Source organism: Arthrobacter sp. ov118 (genome assembly GCF_900116495.1).
Classification (GTDB): Bacteria; Actinomycetota; Actinomycetes; order Actinomycetales; family Micrococcaceae; genus Arthrobacter.
The window spans coordinates 886,744-900,789 of record NZ_FPAY01000001.1 but is presented as its reverse complement, the minus strand read 5'-3'; the positions used below and the strand labels follow the sequence as shown (position 1 = coordinate 900,789).

At 66.2% G+C, this 14,046-nt stretch carries 13 protein-coding genes; 11 read left to right on the top strand and 2 right to left on the bottom strand.

The window, feature by feature from the left end; all coding sequences use genetic code 11:
- Positions 1–7 precede the first annotated feature (7 nt).
- Genes BM372_RS04195 through BM372_RS04185 form a run of 3 tightly spaced genes read left to right on the top strand, consistent with a single transcriptional unit; the run spans position 8 to position 2,632 of the window.
- Positions 8–406 carry a C-glycoside deglycosidase beta subunit domain-containing protein gene (locus BM372_RS04195; protein ID WP_090952243.1) on the top strand — a complete coding sequence of 133 codons (399 nt, stop codon included), beginning with the start codon at positions 8–10 and terminating at the stop codon, positions 404–406.
- Positions 403–1,614 carry a Gfo/Idh/MocA family protein gene (locus BM372_RS04190; RefSeq protein WP_177235869.1) on the top strand — a complete coding sequence of 404 codons (1,212 nt, stop codon included), beginning with the start codon at positions 403–405 and terminating at the stop codon, positions 1,612–1,614. Before BM372_RS04195 ends, BM372_RS04190 begins: the two co-directional genes overlap by 4 nt.
- Positions 1,615–1,627: 13 nt before the next feature.
- A complete protein-coding gene (locus BM372_RS04185; protein ID WP_090952236.1) occupies positions 1,628–2,632 on the top strand; it encodes a sugar phosphate isomerase/epimerase family protein in 1,005 nt (334 codons plus the stop codon).
- Between the two features lie 104 nt (positions 2,633–2,736).
- Here BM372_RS04185 and BM372_RS04180 read toward each other — a convergent pair whose 3' ends face one another.
- Positions 2,737–3,780: an apurinic/apyrimidinic endonuclease family protein gene (locus BM372_RS04180; protein WP_256214020.1), complete on the bottom strand. Its 1,044-nt coding sequence runs from the start codon at positions 3,778–3,780 to the stop codon at positions 2,737–2,739.
- Between the two features lie 53 nt (positions 3,781–3,833).
- Here BM372_RS04180 and BM372_RS04175 point away from each other — a divergent pair, with 53 nt between their 5' ends.
- Entirely contained in the window at positions 3,834–4,250 is a 417-nt protein-coding gene (locus tag BM372_RS04175; RefSeq protein WP_090952960.1) for a C-glycoside deglycosidase beta subunit domain-containing protein, read from the top strand.
- A gap of 27 nt (positions 4,251–4,277) precedes the next feature.
- Here BM372_RS04175 and BM372_RS04170 read toward each other — a convergent pair whose 3' ends face one another.
- Positions 4,278–5,540: an ROK family protein gene (locus BM372_RS04170; protein ID WP_090952230.1), complete on the bottom strand. Its 1,263-nt coding sequence runs from the start codon at positions 5,538–5,540 to the stop codon at positions 4,278–4,280.
- Positions 5,541–5,647: 107 nt separating this feature from the next.
- Between BM372_RS04170 and BM372_RS04165 the strand changes: the two genes are divergently transcribed.
- The 7 genes from BM372_RS04165 (at position 5,648) to BM372_RS04135 (ending at position 14,029) form a co-directional block, all read left to right on the top strand.
- Positions 5,648–6,688 carry a Gfo/Idh/MocA family protein gene (locus BM372_RS04165; protein WP_090952226.1) on the top strand — a complete coding sequence of 347 codons (1,041 nt, stop codon included), beginning with the start codon at positions 5,648–5,650 and terminating at the stop codon, positions 6,686–6,688.
- Entirely contained in the window at positions 6,685–7,506 is an 822-nt protein-coding gene (locus BM372_RS04160) for a hypothetical protein (RefSeq protein WP_090952223.1), read from the top strand. Before BM372_RS04165 ends, BM372_RS04160 begins: the two co-directional genes overlap by 4 nt.
- A gap of 162 nt (positions 7,507–7,668) precedes the next feature.
- Positions 7,669–9,150, top strand: a complete 1,482-nt coding sequence (locus BM372_RS04155) for an MFS transporter (RefSeq protein WP_256214019.1) — start codon at positions 7,669–7,671, stop codon at positions 9,148–9,150.
- Between the two features lie 16 nt (positions 9,151–9,166).
- A complete protein-coding gene (locus tag BM372_RS04150; RefSeq protein WP_090952216.1) occupies positions 9,167–10,735 on the top strand; it encodes a GMC oxidoreductase in 1,569 nt (522 codons plus the stop codon).
- Between the two features lie 205 nt (positions 10,736–10,940).
- Positions 10,941–12,161 (top strand): MFS transporter, encoded by a 1,221-nt coding sequence (locus tag BM372_RS04145; RefSeq protein ID WP_090952213.1) that lies wholly within the window; start codon positions 10,941–10,943, stop codon positions 12,159–12,161.
- Between the two features lie 49 nt (positions 12,162–12,210).
- Positions 12,211–13,173: a LysR family transcriptional regulator gene (locus tag BM372_RS04140; protein WP_090952210.1), complete on the top strand. Its 963-nt coding sequence runs from the start codon at positions 12,211–12,213 to the stop codon at positions 13,171–13,173.
- 73 nt (positions 13,174–13,246) lie between these two features.
- Positions 13,247–14,029, top strand: coding sequence for an SDR family NAD(P)-dependent oxidoreductase (locus tag BM372_RS04135; RefSeq protein ID WP_090952207.1), 783 nt, complete (start codon positions 13,247–13,249; stop codon positions 14,027–14,029).
- The last annotated feature ends 17 nt before the right edge of the window (positions 14,030–14,046 follow it).

Sequence of the window (14,046 nt, the reverse complement as noted above, 5' to 3'; positions counted from 1 at the left end):
GAAAGCCATGGCAACTCACAATTCCCTGTTCCAGGACACCGACGTCCGCAGGCACCCCGAGGGCATTGCCGTGTCGGTGCAGCTGCCCTGGTACCGCAGCCTCTGGCTGTCCGCCGTTGACGACGTCGTTGCGACCGTCAACGGCGTGGAGATTCCCAAAGAGTCCCTCCGCTTCGAACTGCAGGGAAAGTCCTACTCCATAGCTGAACTACCGGAGCAATGGGAAACCCTGTGGTTCGTCGCTGACAAGCCAGACGTGATCATCCCGCTGGACCGCGTCCCCGACGCCGGCGAGGAGATCGACGTCGAAGTCATCCTCACCCTGCGCCTGCTCTACATGCAGATCGCGCCCATGCGCTACGTCGGCAACCGGGTGGCGGTTGAGCGCAAGGTGGTGCTCGCATGAAAGCCTTGCGCGTAGCCATGATCGGCTATGGCTTCATGGGTGCTGCCCACTCCCAGGGCTGGCGGACGGCGCCGCGGGTATTCGACCTGCCTGCCGAGCCGGAAATGGCGGTTGTTGTGGGCCGCAACGCTGAGGCGGTGGCTGCCGCTGCGGACAAGTGGGACTGGGCCGAGTCAGCCACAGACTGGCGGGAGGTGATCGCCCGGGACGATATCGACGTCGTCGACATCGTCACTCCAGGCGACTCCCACGCCGAAATTGCGATCGCGGCACTTGAGGCCGGGAAGCACGTGCTGTGCGAGAAACCGCTGGCCAATACGGTGGCGGAAGCCGAAGCGATGGCCGAGGCTGCCGAACGGGCCGCTGCCCGGGGCATCCAAGCCATGGTGGGCTTCACCTACCGCCGTGTTCCGGCCGTCACGTTCCTCCGCAACCTCATCGCCGAAGGCGCCGTGGGCACGATCAACCACGTGCGCGCCTCCTACCGGCAGGACTGGCTCGTGGACCCGGAGATGCCGCTGGCATGGCGCCTGCAGAAGGAACACGCCGGTTCCGGGGCGCTGGGGGACATCGGCGCCCACGCCATCGACCTGGCCCAGTTCGTCACCGGCCTGAACCTGGCGAAGGTGTCCGGCGTCATCGACACCATCGTGAAGGAGCGGCCTCTTTTGAAGGGCTCCACTTCAGGCACTGGACCTTCCGGCACCGGGCTCTCGGGCGCTGCCGGTACCGGCTACGGCCAGGTGACCGTGGACGATATCGCGATCTTCACGGGCCGCTTCGAATCCGGGGCGCTGGCGTCGTTCGAGGCCTCACGCTTTGCCACCGGCCGGAAGAACGCGCTGCAGATCGAGGTTTCCGGGGACAAGGGCGCCCTGGCCTTCGACTTGGAGGACCTCAACAGCGTCCAGTTCTACGACCGTACGGCACCGGCGGACCGCCAGGGCTTCAGGAAAATCCTGGTCACGGAAGCGGAACATCCCTATGTTTCGGCGTGGTGGCCCGCGGGCCACATGCTCGGTTACGAGCACGGGTTCTCCCACCAGGTCAAGGACCTCGTGGAGGGCATTGTGGGCGGCGCCGTCCCGCATCCGTCGTTCGCTGACGGGCTGAGGGTGCAGCGGGTGCTCGACGCCGTCGAGCGCAGTTCCGAAAATGATTCCGCCTGGACACGCGTCGCTTCCGGCGTCCCCGTGCCGGCCAGTTGAGGAGGGGAAGTACGTGGCACGACCAATTACCTTGTTCACCGGCCAGTGGGCCGACCTGCCGTTCGAGGAGGTGGCCCGGCTCGCCGGCGAGTGGGGCTACGACGGGCTGGAGATCGCCTGCTGGGGTGACCACCTGGATCCCTGGCGCTGGGACGACGACGCCTATGTGCAGGGCAAGCTGGACATTCTTAAACGGCACGGCCTCAAAGTGTGGACCATCTCCAACCACCTCAAGGGCCAGGCTGTCTGTGACGACCCCATCGATGAACGGCACCGCGGCATCCTGCCGGACGTCGTGTGGGGCGACGGCGATCCTGAAGGGGTCCGCCGTCGCGCGGCCGAGGAACTGAAGAACACCGCGCGGCTCGCCGCAAAGCTGGGCGTGAAAACGGTGACCGGCTTTACGGGATCGTCCATCTGGAAGTACGTGGCGATGTTCCCGCCTGCCTCCGAGAAGATGGTCGACGCCGGCTACCAGGACTTTGCCGACCGGTGGAACCCCATCCTCGATGTCTTTGACGAGGTGGGCGTCCGGTTTGCCCATGAGGTGCACCCGTCAGAGATCGCCTACGACTACTGGACGACTCAGCGAGCCCTGGAGGCGATCGGGCACCGTGAGGCGTTCGGGCTGAACTGGGACCCGAGCCACATGGTGTGGCAGGACATCGACCCGGTGGGGTTCCTGTGGGACTTCAAGGACCGGATCTACCACGTGCACTGCAAGGACACCAAGAAGCGGCTGGGCAACGGCCGCAACGGCCGGCTCTCCTCCCACCTGCCCTGGGCTGATCCGCGCCGCGGCTGGGACTTCATCTCCACCGGCCACGGCGACGTGCCGTGGGAGGACGCGTTCCGGATGCTGAACGCCATCGACTACCGCGGGCCGCTGTCCGTGGAGTGGGAGGATGCCGGCATGGACCGGCTGGACGGTGCCCCCGAGGCGCTGGCGTTTGTGCGAAGGCTTTCCAGCTATGAGCCCTCGGCAGCGGCTTTCGACGCTGCTTTCAGCACGAAGTAATTCGCAGACAGGAAAGGCCGGCCCCGCGGGGCCGGCCTTTGCTGTGCCGTGAGCTTTTTGTATCCGGTCAGCTTTTTGTATCCGGTGAGCTTTTTTGTATCCGGTCAGAGCGCAGCCCGGGCCGCGGGTGCCGACTCCGCCGATGCTGCCTCGGCCAGGGCTGTCCCCGCCAGGGCCAGGTGCCTCCGCGTCATCTCCGTTGGGTCGTCCTGCAGCCATTCGTGGCCGCCCCACTCGCTGGTCAGCGTGCCCGTGAAGCCGGTCCTGCCCAGCAGGCTGCCAAGGTTCCGCAGCGGCTGCGTGACCCGCCCGCCGTCGTCGTCCAGGTCCCAGAATTTCAGGTGGAAGGCGCCCACCAGGGGGAGGATGCCCTGCAGGTCGGCGGCGTCGCTGCGGCCGAAGCGGATGAGCAGGTTCATAAAGAGCGTGTGGATGCGAAGCGGAACCTTCCCTGCGCGGAGCAGGGCGGTGACGGCATCGACGGTGGCGGGATCACGCCAGTCATTCTCCAGGCGCGCCAGAAGGTCGGAAGGAACGCCGCCCTGCCGCAGCTCATCAAGGTAGGTGACGGGAAGGACCGGCATGAGCATGCTGATGTCAACGAGTACCCGCACGTGGTCATCAGCCAGCCCGGCGATCGCATCCAGGGCCGGTGCCACCGAAGGGTTGTTGGGAGTCTGCTGCCCTTGGATTTCTTCGTACAGCACCAGATCGTACTCATGCAGCAACGGCTGCAGCAGCGTGAGCAGTTCCGGGCCCGCCTGTCCGATCGGCAACCGGATCCCGCGGGCACCCACCCGGCGGGCGGCGCCGAGTTGGGGGACCAGGAAGTCCAGGCGCTCCTGCAACGAGCGGCGGTCGGTTGGCGACGTGAAGTCGTCGAGGCTGGCGCCAACGATGCTGACGCATCCCCCTCTTGCCGCCAGCGAATCCCGCAGTTCATCTACCTCGGCGTCCTGGGGAGCGGGGAAGGACCGCCACAGCAGTCCAGGTTCGAGCTCTATTGTCTTCGTCACGGAATCCGCGATGCCAGTCACGATGTCCGGGGTCGTCCGCCGGGCTGCCGTGATCTCCGGAGTCCAGTTGAAGGAGCTGGCGCAGAGGGTCCAGTTGTTTGGAATTACGGGGGCCATAGCTTGCCTTCCCATTTATGCTTCTTAATGACAAACTTATGTCAGTTTTAGGATAAAGGATGGAAGCGATGTTGCAAACGGGTTTGCGTGCAGATGCGCTGACGGCCACGCCGGGAGGCTTTGAACTCCGGCTCGGCCTGCCATGGATCCGCTCGATGCCGCTTTCCAGCGTGGCCGAGTTAGCAGTTGAGGTCGACGGCGTTCCGGTGGCACCAGGGGAGTTGGCAGTGGCGCTGGGGGCCCGGCGCGTGCGGGCGGATGCGTTGCAGGCGGAGTCCGGGTGGTGGTTCGTGCAGGACAGGCTGGTGGTGGCCGGCCGGCGCGAGCTTTCCCGCGGGGCGCACGCCGTCGCCGTCGACTTCCAGCTGCTGGTGCCCTACCTTCAGGCGCGTCCCGGTTCGCCGCTGGTGCTGCCGTTCCATCTGGAGGCCCGGCTGGAGTTGGACAGGGCACCGGTGCCCAGCGTCTCCCGCGATGTGGCCTAGCGAGTGTGCCCAGGCCGCACGGTGGCTCTAAGCGGGAACAGCGGACCGTTCCGGTGAGGGCCGGCCGTCAGCAAACCAGCGCGGGAAAGTGACATCGAACAGCTGCTCGCGCGCCAGCTCAGCTCCTCCGCGCAGGGGTTCGCGCTCATCATTTACGGACAAGGTGATGGTGAGGTCGCGGGTGGCGAGCGGCAGGGACAGTTCATAGACCCGCTGGCGCACTTCGGCCAGGAACACCTCGCCGGCCGATCCCATGGCCCCGCCGATGACGATGATTCCAGGGTTGAACATATTCACCAGGGCTGAAATGGTCTCGCCAGCTACCCGGGCCGACTTTTGAATCAACGTGATGGCCAGCGCGTCCCCCGCCTGGGCTGCGAGGGTGATCTCCTCGAGGGTCAGGGTCCCCTTTTTCACTAGCGGAGCCAGGGAGCTGTTGGCGCCTTCCGTGACAGCCTGTTCAGCGTCCCTGACCAGGGCCCAGCCGCTGGCCACCGCTTCGAGACAGCCGATCTTGCCGCAGCGGCACTGGGCATCGGAGTCGGAAACCCGGACGTGGCCGATGTCGCCGGCGGCGCCGTTGGCACCGCGGTGGATCCTGCCCTGGGACAGCAGGCCGGCGCCGATTCCCGAACCGATCTTGCAATAGATGAGGTTCGCAAGGGATTCGCGGCGGCGGGCGCGCTCACCCAGGGCAAGCAGGTTGACGTCGTTATCCACCCACACCGGTGCGTTGAAGCGGTCCTCGAAGGGCGTGCGGACATCGAAGCCATTCCATCCGGGCATGATCGGAGGTGCCACGGGTTGTCCCGTGGCGAAGTCGACCGGGCCGGGGAGGCCTACCACCACACCCCAGATGGGCACTTGGTGATCCTTTTTCAGCACGTCGTCAACGAGGGCCATCACTGCGTCAATGGTCTTCTCCGGGCCCTTGGCGATATCCCAGGTGCGGTGCGTGTGTTCCAGGATGTCGCCGTCGAGGGCAGTTACGCCAACCCTTATATGAGCGGCTCCGAGGGCACATATAACGATCCGTCCCTGCTCCGCGCGAAAGCGCAGGGTCCGGGGTGCGCGGCCCCCGGAGGAGGCGCCGAATTCTCCATCCCCGAGGAAGCCGATCTGAATGGCCTGATCCACACGCTGGCTGACAACGCCCCTGCCCAGCCCGGTGACCTTGCCGATTTCAGGGCGCGTTGTTGCCTCGCCTGTTCGCACCAGGTTGACGATCCTCAGCAGGCTCGTCACTTCATCCGTTTGTGCTCCAAAGCGGAGTGTGGACTCTGTCGTCATGATCACAATTCTCACACACGGGAGGGGACTAAGGTGGGGTTGAACGCGACTATAGCCAGATATTTCCGTACTTATGAATAATAAGGACAAAAGGGGGAGGGGCGACGATGCCTTGGAAGGTAGGAGTTCTTGGAGCCGGGCCGGGCGTCGCGGCCCTGCATCTGCCGGTGCTGGGCCGGCTGGCGGAGCTGTTCAGGGTGGTGCACATTGCCGATGGGGGAAGCGGGCGCGCCGGGGGCCTGGCCGCAAGGCTTGATGCCCGGTGGTCGGTGGGGGAGACGGACCTGCTGGCCGACCCGGCTGTCCAGGTGGTGGCCATATGTAGCCCGCCCGCTGAACATGCCCGCCAAATCCTGGCGGCTGTAGCCGCGGGGAAGCCTGCCATCTTTTGCGAGAAGCCGTTGGCCACCAGCAGGGAGGAAGCCGACGAAGTCATCTCTGCCTGCCGGGTTGCAGGAACGGTTCTTCTGGTGGGGACGAACCACCTGTTTGATGCCGCGTGGGGGCGGGCGAAGCATCATCTTGTGGCCCTCGCCGGCCGGGTGCAGGCGATCTCCGTGACGCTGGCGCTCCCGCCCAATGACAGGTACCACCGGCTGGTCGCCGAGGGCGGCCCTTTCCAGGCCGCCCGGCGGGGACGCCCGGACCTCGGCACTCCTGCAGTTGCCGCCGGAGTCCTGCGGCAGTTGCTGACCGGTCTTGCGATCCATGATCTTCCGGCCTTGAGGGACATCGCGCCAGGCGTCGATGAGGTTGTCTACGCGCGGGTCGCTCCGCCGATGGGCTACCTTGTGGGGTATCGGGCCGGCGGAATCCTGGTCCAGTTGGCGCTGACCATGCTTCCGGAAGGGCCGGATGCCCTCTGGAGGATGAGTATCGCCACCTCCCACGACCGCATCGAGGTGAATTTCCCGCCCGCCTTTGTCCACGCCGGAAGCGCGGTCACCCGAGTGCGCAGCATGGACGGGCAGTGGACGGAGTACCGGCGGGATCCGGAAGACGGCTATGTGGCGCAGTGGCGCCTGCTTGCCTCACTCCTTGAAGGCGGGGCCCCTGTGGAGTACGACGAACTGCTGGCTGACTCGCACTTTGCCATCGACCTGGCCGATGCTGCCGCAGCAAAGGTTCTTGAAGGGGTGTCGCCATGAGTGCAGCAAATCTAGGGCACGGCGTCTTCACCGCGTTACCTTCCTATATCGCGGCTGTCGCCGAGCTTCCCGTCAGTGCTGCACTCACCGGAGACGTCAGTGGGGCGGTGGCTGTGGTGCCCGGATCCGGCGATTGGTGGCAGGGCATGCTGGCCGCCCGGGCCGGGGGAGCGGCGGCAGTGGTGCTTGCGGACCCTGCTGTGCTCCCGCAGAAAGGAATCGGAGCCTGCCCATGGCCCGGCGACATCCCAGTCATCGTTGAGCGCCCGCGCCTGCGCCCCGATGTTGTTGCCGACGCGGTCCGGGCCAGACGAGGCAGGCCGGCCCGGATCGTCACCGTCGAGTGTGCTGCCCCCGCGGCAGGCCTTGCGGCGGTCATCCGCGACGGCTTTGGCTGGGCGCGGTCCCTGGTCCAGGGCCCGTTGACGGTCCAGGTGTGCAGTGCCACCGCGCAAGCAAGGATTGCTCTGCTGGATTCAGGGGGATCCGCGGGCGGGGCAATACCGGTCACCCTAGGGGCGACGGCGGCAGCGGGCCACCACGCCGACGGACTGCTTCAGGTGCTGGCCCTCGGCGAGGTGCGAACCGAAGTCACCGTGGACCAGCCGGCCGGGCTGACGCGGCTGGAGACATCAACTGAGCACGGGACACTCAGGGCTCCGGAGCGCTATGAATCATCAGCCCGCCTGGCGCTGCGCCGGGCCATCGAGGCACGTTCTTCGGGCCGGCCCGGAACGGAACTGGATGAGCTGCTCGAGGACATGTCCCTCACGCGCGCCTTGCTTGCCGCAAAGGGGCTGGCCGCCACGGACGTCTAATCCACGCTTTCTTTTGTTGTTTTCCAACTAAAGTGGGGTAGTATGAGTAACGGCGCCGGGGTTCCTTCCGAACCCGTTCTCCGTCGTGATGGTGCGCCGGAGGCACAACACGTCGCGTCGACGGCCCGATCGTTCGGGTAGATCACTATGCCACTTTCACCTTTGAGACTCCGTCTCCTTGTTATCTCCCTGCTCACGGTTTCCTTCCTCGGCGCCCTGGACCACACCGTGGTGTCCACATCCCTGGCCACGGTAGCGGGTGAGCTGGGCGCGCTGAAGCTCATGAGCTGGGTTGTTGTGGGATACACCCTCGCGAGCACAGTGCTGCTGCCGGTGCTCGGCAAACTAGGTGATGTCCTGGGCGCCCGCCGGATCTTCCTCGGTTCGCTGGTGGTGTTCCTGGCCGCCTCCCTGGCCTGCGGCTTCTCCCAGGACATGGCATGGCTTATCGCCGCGCGCGTCCTGCAGGGGATGAGCTCCGCGGGCCTGCAGCTGATGTCGCAGACCATCATTGCCAGGGTCACCTCGCAGCGGGAACGTCCGCGCTACATGGCCATCATTGGCGCAGCTTTCCCCATCGCCGTCCTGGTTGGCCCCGTTCTCGGCGGCGCCATCACCGATTACTGGGGCTGGCAGTGGGTTTTCTGGATCAACATCCCGGTGGGCGCTGCAGCCCTGGCCCTTGCCCTGGTTGCCGTTCCCCACCTGGAGCCAGGCCCCATGCCCCGCCACTTCGACGTTGCCGGGGCGGCTGTTTTTACCGCTGCACTGGTGGCCCTTGTCCTCGCCGTCACCTGGGCCGCCGAACGGAGCGCGGGCCCTGCCACCGCTGCCGCGCTCGCGGTCAGCGTTCTGGGCTTTGTTGCCTTCTACTTTGTTGAGCGCCGCGCACCCGAACCCCTCGTCCCGCTGCATTTCTTCGCCAACCGGACCATCGCGGCAGGCACCGCACTCTCGGCGATTATCGGCGTCGGCCTCTTCTCCATCACCGCCTATTTGCCCACGTACTTCCAGATGGCGTACCGGACCACCGCCACCGTGTCCGGGCTCGTGCCCATCGCAACCGTGTTCGGCATGCTGACCAGCAACCTGCTCACCGGATGGCTGGCCAGCCGGACGGGGCGGTACCGGATCTTCCCCATCCTCGGAACATCGTTGGGGGCCGCCGGGCTCTTTGTGATGGCGGTGCTGCCTGCCGGGCTTCCGCTGTGGGTTCCCATGATCGTTATGGCTGCTGTTGGGATGGGCACCGGCGCGTTCATGAGCCTGATCGTCGCAGTGGTCCAGGGAGCTGCTCCGGCCAGCCAGACCGGCACCATCACCGCGACCATCAACCTGGTGCGGCAGGTGGGGTCAACAGTGGCGACGGCGATTATCGGCGGGGTGATCGGCTACGGCGTGGCGGCCCTTTTGCCGGCAGGCCTGGACGCTTCCACCCTGACCCCGCAACTGGTCCACGGGGCCGCGCCGGCAGTCCAGGCCAGCGTGGCTCAGATCTACGGCTCAGTCTTCACCCCCATCTTTATTGCCTTGGCGGCCACGTACGCCGTGGGCATCGTGGCGGCGGTTCTGCTTCCGCACGGGCGCCTCTCTGACGAACCCGTTCCCGCTCCCCAAACAACTTCCGAATCCCTTTCGGCCTGATTTCAAAGGAGACATCATGTCCAACCCAACTATCGCCATCGTCGGCAGCGGGCCCATCGGCTCCACCTATGCGCGGGTGCTCCTCGAGCAGGTCCCGAACGCCCGGGTGGTGATGTTCGAAGCCGGACCGCAGCTTAGCGAGGTTCCCGGCGAAAGCGTCCGCAATATTCCCGACCCGACCGAGAAGGCACGTGCGCGCGAAATGTCGCAGGGGCCGCAGGCCGGCGCCTACCGGGAGTCACTCGGCATCCCGGCCGGGACCGTCACCGAGGGCATGTTCACCGCCCGCCAGGGCACCCACCTCCTGGACTTCGGCGGCGCAGGTTCCGCCCACGCGTCATCCTTCCCGGCCGCGGCTGCGGCCACCAACGTGGGTGGCCAGGGTGCGCACTGGACCTGCGCGACGCCGTCGCCCGCCTTCAGCGAAAAGATCCCCTTCATCGCGGACGACGAATGGGACGGGCTGATTGAGGACGCGAAGCAGCTGCTGCATGTCCACAGCGCAGCCTTCGCCGACTCCGCCGTTGGTGAGGCCATTCGGACCCTCCTCGATGAAGAGTTCGGCGCGGAGCTGCCGGACGGCTACGGCGTGAGCACCCTTCCGGTCGCCGGGGACCCGCAACCCGACGGGTCCGTGCGCTGGGCCGGGGCCGACGTCGTCCTCGGACCGCTGGTCGACAAGGACAGCACGCTCTCGAAGCAGTTCGAACTCCGTGACCTCACCCTGGTCCGCCGCGTGGAACTGGACGGACACCGGGTCACCGGTGTCACCGTCGAGGACCTCCGCACCGGGGAGAAGTCATTCGTGGCAGCGGACATCGTTGTGGTGGCCGGGGATGCCTTCCGCTCCCCGCAGCTCCTCTGGGCATCCGGCGTGCGGCCGAAGGCGCTGGGTCACTACCTGACTGAGCATCCCGTGGTCATCTCCACGGTGGCGCTGGACGCCGAAAGGATGGGACGGTACGCCACCGAAGAGGACCTTAATGCCGAACTGGCCCGGCGCGCACTGAACCCGGCAGACCCCGTCGCGGCAGTGAACCGCATCCCGTTCTCAGAGCCGGAGCACCCCTTCTCCGTCCAGGTCATGTACACCGAGACCACGCCGTTCCCGATGGAGCCGGGAACCCCGTACTCCGAGAACCGCTGGGGCTACGTCAACATGGGCTACGGCATGCGCAAGCACCCCCGCTACGAGGATGCCGTCACTTTCGACGACAACGAACCGGATTACCGCGGATTCCCGAACATGAGCATCGAATACGCGCTCACTGAGCGGGAAAATGCGGAAATTGCAGAGGCCACCGAGCGGCTGCGGCGTGCCGGCAAGGCACTTGGCGCCTTCGTGGCCGAGCCCCGCCTCATGCCGAACGGCTCGAGCCTGCACTACCAGGGCACCATGCGCATGGGCGAAACCGACGACGGCAGTTCGGTGGCGGATCCGTGGTCACGCGTGTGGGGTTACGAGAACCTGGTGGTGGGCGGCAATGCGCTCATTCCGACGGCGACGGCCATGAATCCCACGCTGATGAGTGTTGCCATCGCCGTGCGTGGCGCCCGGAAGGTTGCGCAAGAGCTTGGATTCTGAGCTGCCCAGGGTCTTCTGCCAGGGTCTTCTGCCCGGCGGCCGGGCACTGAGGAGCAGTAGCGTCCAGTCATCCGTCCCGTGGATACCACCTATTCCAAATGCCTGATTCCCCGATACCCCGCGGGTTGTCACAGTGGGGAAGTCACTTTCGGTGCCGCAGCGGCACCGTTTCCTCCGTGACCATCAAGAGGCTAAGGAAGATTCAATGGAGAATATTCAACTTGCGAATACTCAGACCGGGAAAGGGGAGCCCGGCCCCGCGGCGACGCGGACGGCCGGGCGGCTCCAGGCTGCCCTCCTTGTCGCCGGCAGCTGTATGCCGGTGCTGGGCGCTGTGCTTCTGGCACCCATCCTTCCCACCCTGAGCCAGGCGTTTGCAGCCACGCCCGGGGTGGCCATCCTGGTGCCGCTCACCCTGACGCTGCCGGCCCTGTTCGTGGCGCTTTTCTCACCGCTGGCCGGCTACGTTGCCGACCGGGTGGGCCGGAAGCAGCTCCTGGTCTTCGCCATGCTGGCCTACGCCGCCTTCGGGACGGCACCGCTCTGGCTGGACAGCCTCGAAACCATCGCTTTGTCCCGCGTCGGCGTGGGCATCGCCGAAGCCGCGATCATGACCTGCTGCACCACCCTCCTCACGGACTATTACAAGGGCGAACAGCGGAACAAGTATCTGGGCCTTCAAACCATGGTGAGCGCGCTCGCAGCCACCGCATTCTTTGCCCTCGGCGGTGCGTTGGGCAGCATCAGTTGGCGGACGCCGTTCTGGCTCTACGCGGCCAGTGCCGTGATCGTTGTCCCCATGGTCTTCAAACTGTGGGAACCGGCAAAATCCCAGCGCACGACGGCGGTCCGCACCCCGGTGCCGTGGCGGCAAATCGGCGCCCCGGCCGCAGTGACGCTGTTCGGCGGAATAGTGTTCTACGCCCTCATCGTGCATCTGCCGTACGTCATCACCGGTCTGGGCGTCGCGGACGCTGCACTCATAGGTCTCGCCGCAGCCATCGCGTCCCTCGCCACAGCAGCGGGCGCCATCTCCTTCCGCTTTCTGGCGAAGCTGGGCACGAAAAACCTGCTGGCCCTCGCCTTCGGGCTGGCCGCCGTCGGGCTCTCCCTCGTCGCCGTGGCGGGCAGTGTGCCGCTGGCGATTGCGGGGGCGGTCATTGCCAGTGCAGGAACCGGCGTACTGCTGCCGACACTGCTGACGTGGGCCGTGAATGGCCTTGAATTCCAGCAGCGCGGACGCGGCACAGGCATCTGGACCGGGACGCTGTTCATAGGCCAGTTCCTGACCCCAATTGTCGTGGGAGCGGCTGCGGCGGCACTGGGCAGTCTCGGTTTTGCCCTCGGTGCCTTGGGAATCGCATGCGCGGTGGCACTGCTCGCCGTCCTGGTCCGCGGACCGCGGATGGTGCCGGTCAGCCACTAGCCGCCAGCCATTGGAAGGGCCGAACGCGGGACACGGATAACCTGTGGGTATGAAGAATCTGGACCTCAACCTGCTGCCCCAGCTGCAGGTCCTGCTGGAACTGCGGAACGTTTCCCGGGCAGCTGAAAGGCTGCAGCTCAGCCAGCCGGCCACCAGCGCCGCCATGGCCAGGCTCCGGCGCCATTTCGACGACGAACTCCTGGTACGGAACGGCCGCACCTATGACCTCACGCCCTTTGCGCAGTCGCTGGTCCCGCTGGTGGATGAAGCCATGCTTCACATCCAGCGGGCCACGCGCGTGCGGTCCGGCTTCGACGCCGCCACGAGCGAGCGGGAGTTCATTATCGCCGCCTCGGATTACGCTGCGGCGCTGATCGTGGGGCCGCTGCGGGGGATCCTGCGCGAGGAGGCCCCCGGCGTGTCCGTGGACTTCGTCCCCACCGCCGGCTCCGGGATCCAGGGCCAGATGGCTGACTACTCAAAAATCGACCTGCTCGTCGGCCCCAAGGGGTACCAGATGCAGGGAGCCAGCAAGCAGCTGTTCCGGGACAGCTTCGTTGCTGTGGCTGACGCCGGAAATCCCCTGCTCCAGCAACCCCGGCTCACTGTGCAGGACCTGGCCACTGTTCCCCACGCCGTCGGCTATTTCGGCGAGGGCATCAGCACCCCGGCGGACAAGCTGTTCGAGTCGCGGGGTATTCAGCGCCGCGTGGCGGCCGTGGTGGCCGGGTTCCTGTCCCTGCCGCTCCTGGTGGAAGGGACAGACCTCGTGGCGCTCGTCCCCGGGATGCTGGCAGCGCGGGCCCAGCGCGGCGCGGACATCGTTGTGCTAGCGTTCTCCGAAGGCGCTGAAGCGTCCCTCGTGGAAGCGATGTACTGGCACCCGTCCCAGGCGGAGGACCCTGCCAGCGTCTGGCTGCGTTCCGTGGTCCAGCGGGCCTGTTCGCGGCTGCACGAAATTTTCCCCGTCACCGCCCACCCCGTAACTATCCATGCGGCGGATACCACCTAGAGCCAAAGCGCCATTCCCCATCCGGACCATCCCTGCGAAAGTCGAGGAAACGCACTTTCGAAAAGGATCCCCCATGCCTGTCTCCAGCCAGCGCCTCGCCGGCAAAACCGCCGTCATCACCGGAACGGCCAGCGGCCAAGGCAGGGCGGCGGCGATCGCCTTCGCTGAGGCAGGGGCATCAGTGGTCGGCTGCGACATGGACGACGACGGCGCCGCGGCCACCGTCGAGAAGGTCACCGCAGCCGGGGGCCGGATGAGCAGCAGCCGCGTTGACCTCACGGATGAGACCGCTGTGGCGGCATGGGCCCAGGACGTAGCGGCCAACCACGGCCAGGTCCACATCCTCTATGCCAACGCGGCGGTCACCCGCTTCGCCCCGGTGGAGCAGCTCACGTTTGCCGACTGGAAGTGGAATGTTGAACACGAGATGGATGTGGTGTTCCTGCCGGTCAAATACTTCTGGCCACAACTGATCCGGGTGCAGAACGCGGCCATCGTGCTGGTGGGATCCACGGCAGGAGTCACCGGTTCCATGACCAACGGCCGGCTGGCCCACACTGCCACGAAGGGAGCCGTGGTGGCCATGACCAGGCAACTCGCGGCCGAAGGGGCCCCGCACGGACTGCGCGTTAATACTGTCAGCCCCGGAATGATCCGCACCGCCGCCACCGAAGGCAACCTCCTGGCCGCCGACCACCCCATGCGGTCCATCGCCGGCAGCATCCCGCTGGGCCGGATCGGCACGCCGCAAGAAGTGGCCCGGTGCGCGCTATTCCTTGCCTCCGACGAAGCGTCCTACGTGACGGGCGCCAACCTGATGGTCGACGGCGGCTGGTCGGCGGTGCTGCCGGGCTAGCTGGAGTCGTGCACCAA

Excerpts from the sequence above, each read along its gene's own strand:
- BM372_RS04195 (WP_090952243.1), top strand. The coding sequence starts at position 8 with ATGGCAACTCACAATTCCCTGTTCCAGGACACCGACGTCCGCAGGCAC.
- BM372_RS04135 (WP_090952207.1), top strand. The coding sequence starts at position 13,247 with ATGCCTGTCTCCAGCCAGCGCCTCGCCGGCAAAACCGCCGTCATCACC.
- BM372_RS04165 (WP_090952226.1), top strand. The coding sequence starts at position 5,648 with ATGCCTTGGAAGGTAGGAGTTCTTGGAGCCGGGCCGGGCGTCGCGGCC.
- BM372_RS04190 (WP_177235869.1), top strand. The coding sequence starts at position 403 with ATGAAAGCCTTGCGCGTAGCCATGATCGGCTATGGCTTCATGGGTGCT.
- BM372_RS04180 (WP_256214020.1), bottom strand. The coding sequence starts at position 3,780 with ATGGGAAGGCAAGCTATGGCCCCCGTAATTCCAAACAACTGGACCCTC.
- BM372_RS04175 (WP_090952960.1), top strand. The coding sequence starts at position 3,834 with ATGTTGCAAACGGGTTTGCGTGCAGATGCGCTGACGGCCACGCCGGGA.
- BM372_RS04140 (WP_090952210.1), top strand. The coding sequence starts at position 12,211 with ATGAAGAATCTGGACCTCAACCTGCTGCCCCAGCTGCAGGTCCTGCTG.
- BM372_RS04170 (WP_090952230.1), bottom strand. The coding sequence starts at position 5,540 with ATGACGACAGAGTCCACACTCCGCTTTGGAGCACAAACGGATGAAGTG.
- BM372_RS04150 (WP_090952216.1), top strand. The coding sequence starts at position 9,167 with ATGTCCAACCCAACTATCGCCATCGTCGGCAGCGGGCCCATCGGCTCC.
- BM372_RS04145 (WP_090952213.1), top strand. The coding sequence starts at position 10,941 with ATGGAGAATATTCAACTTGCGAATACTCAGACCGGGAAAGGGGAGCCC.
- BM372_RS04160 (WP_090952223.1), top strand. The coding sequence starts at position 6,685 with ATGAGTGCAGCAAATCTAGGGCACGGCGTCTTCACCGCGTTACCTTCC.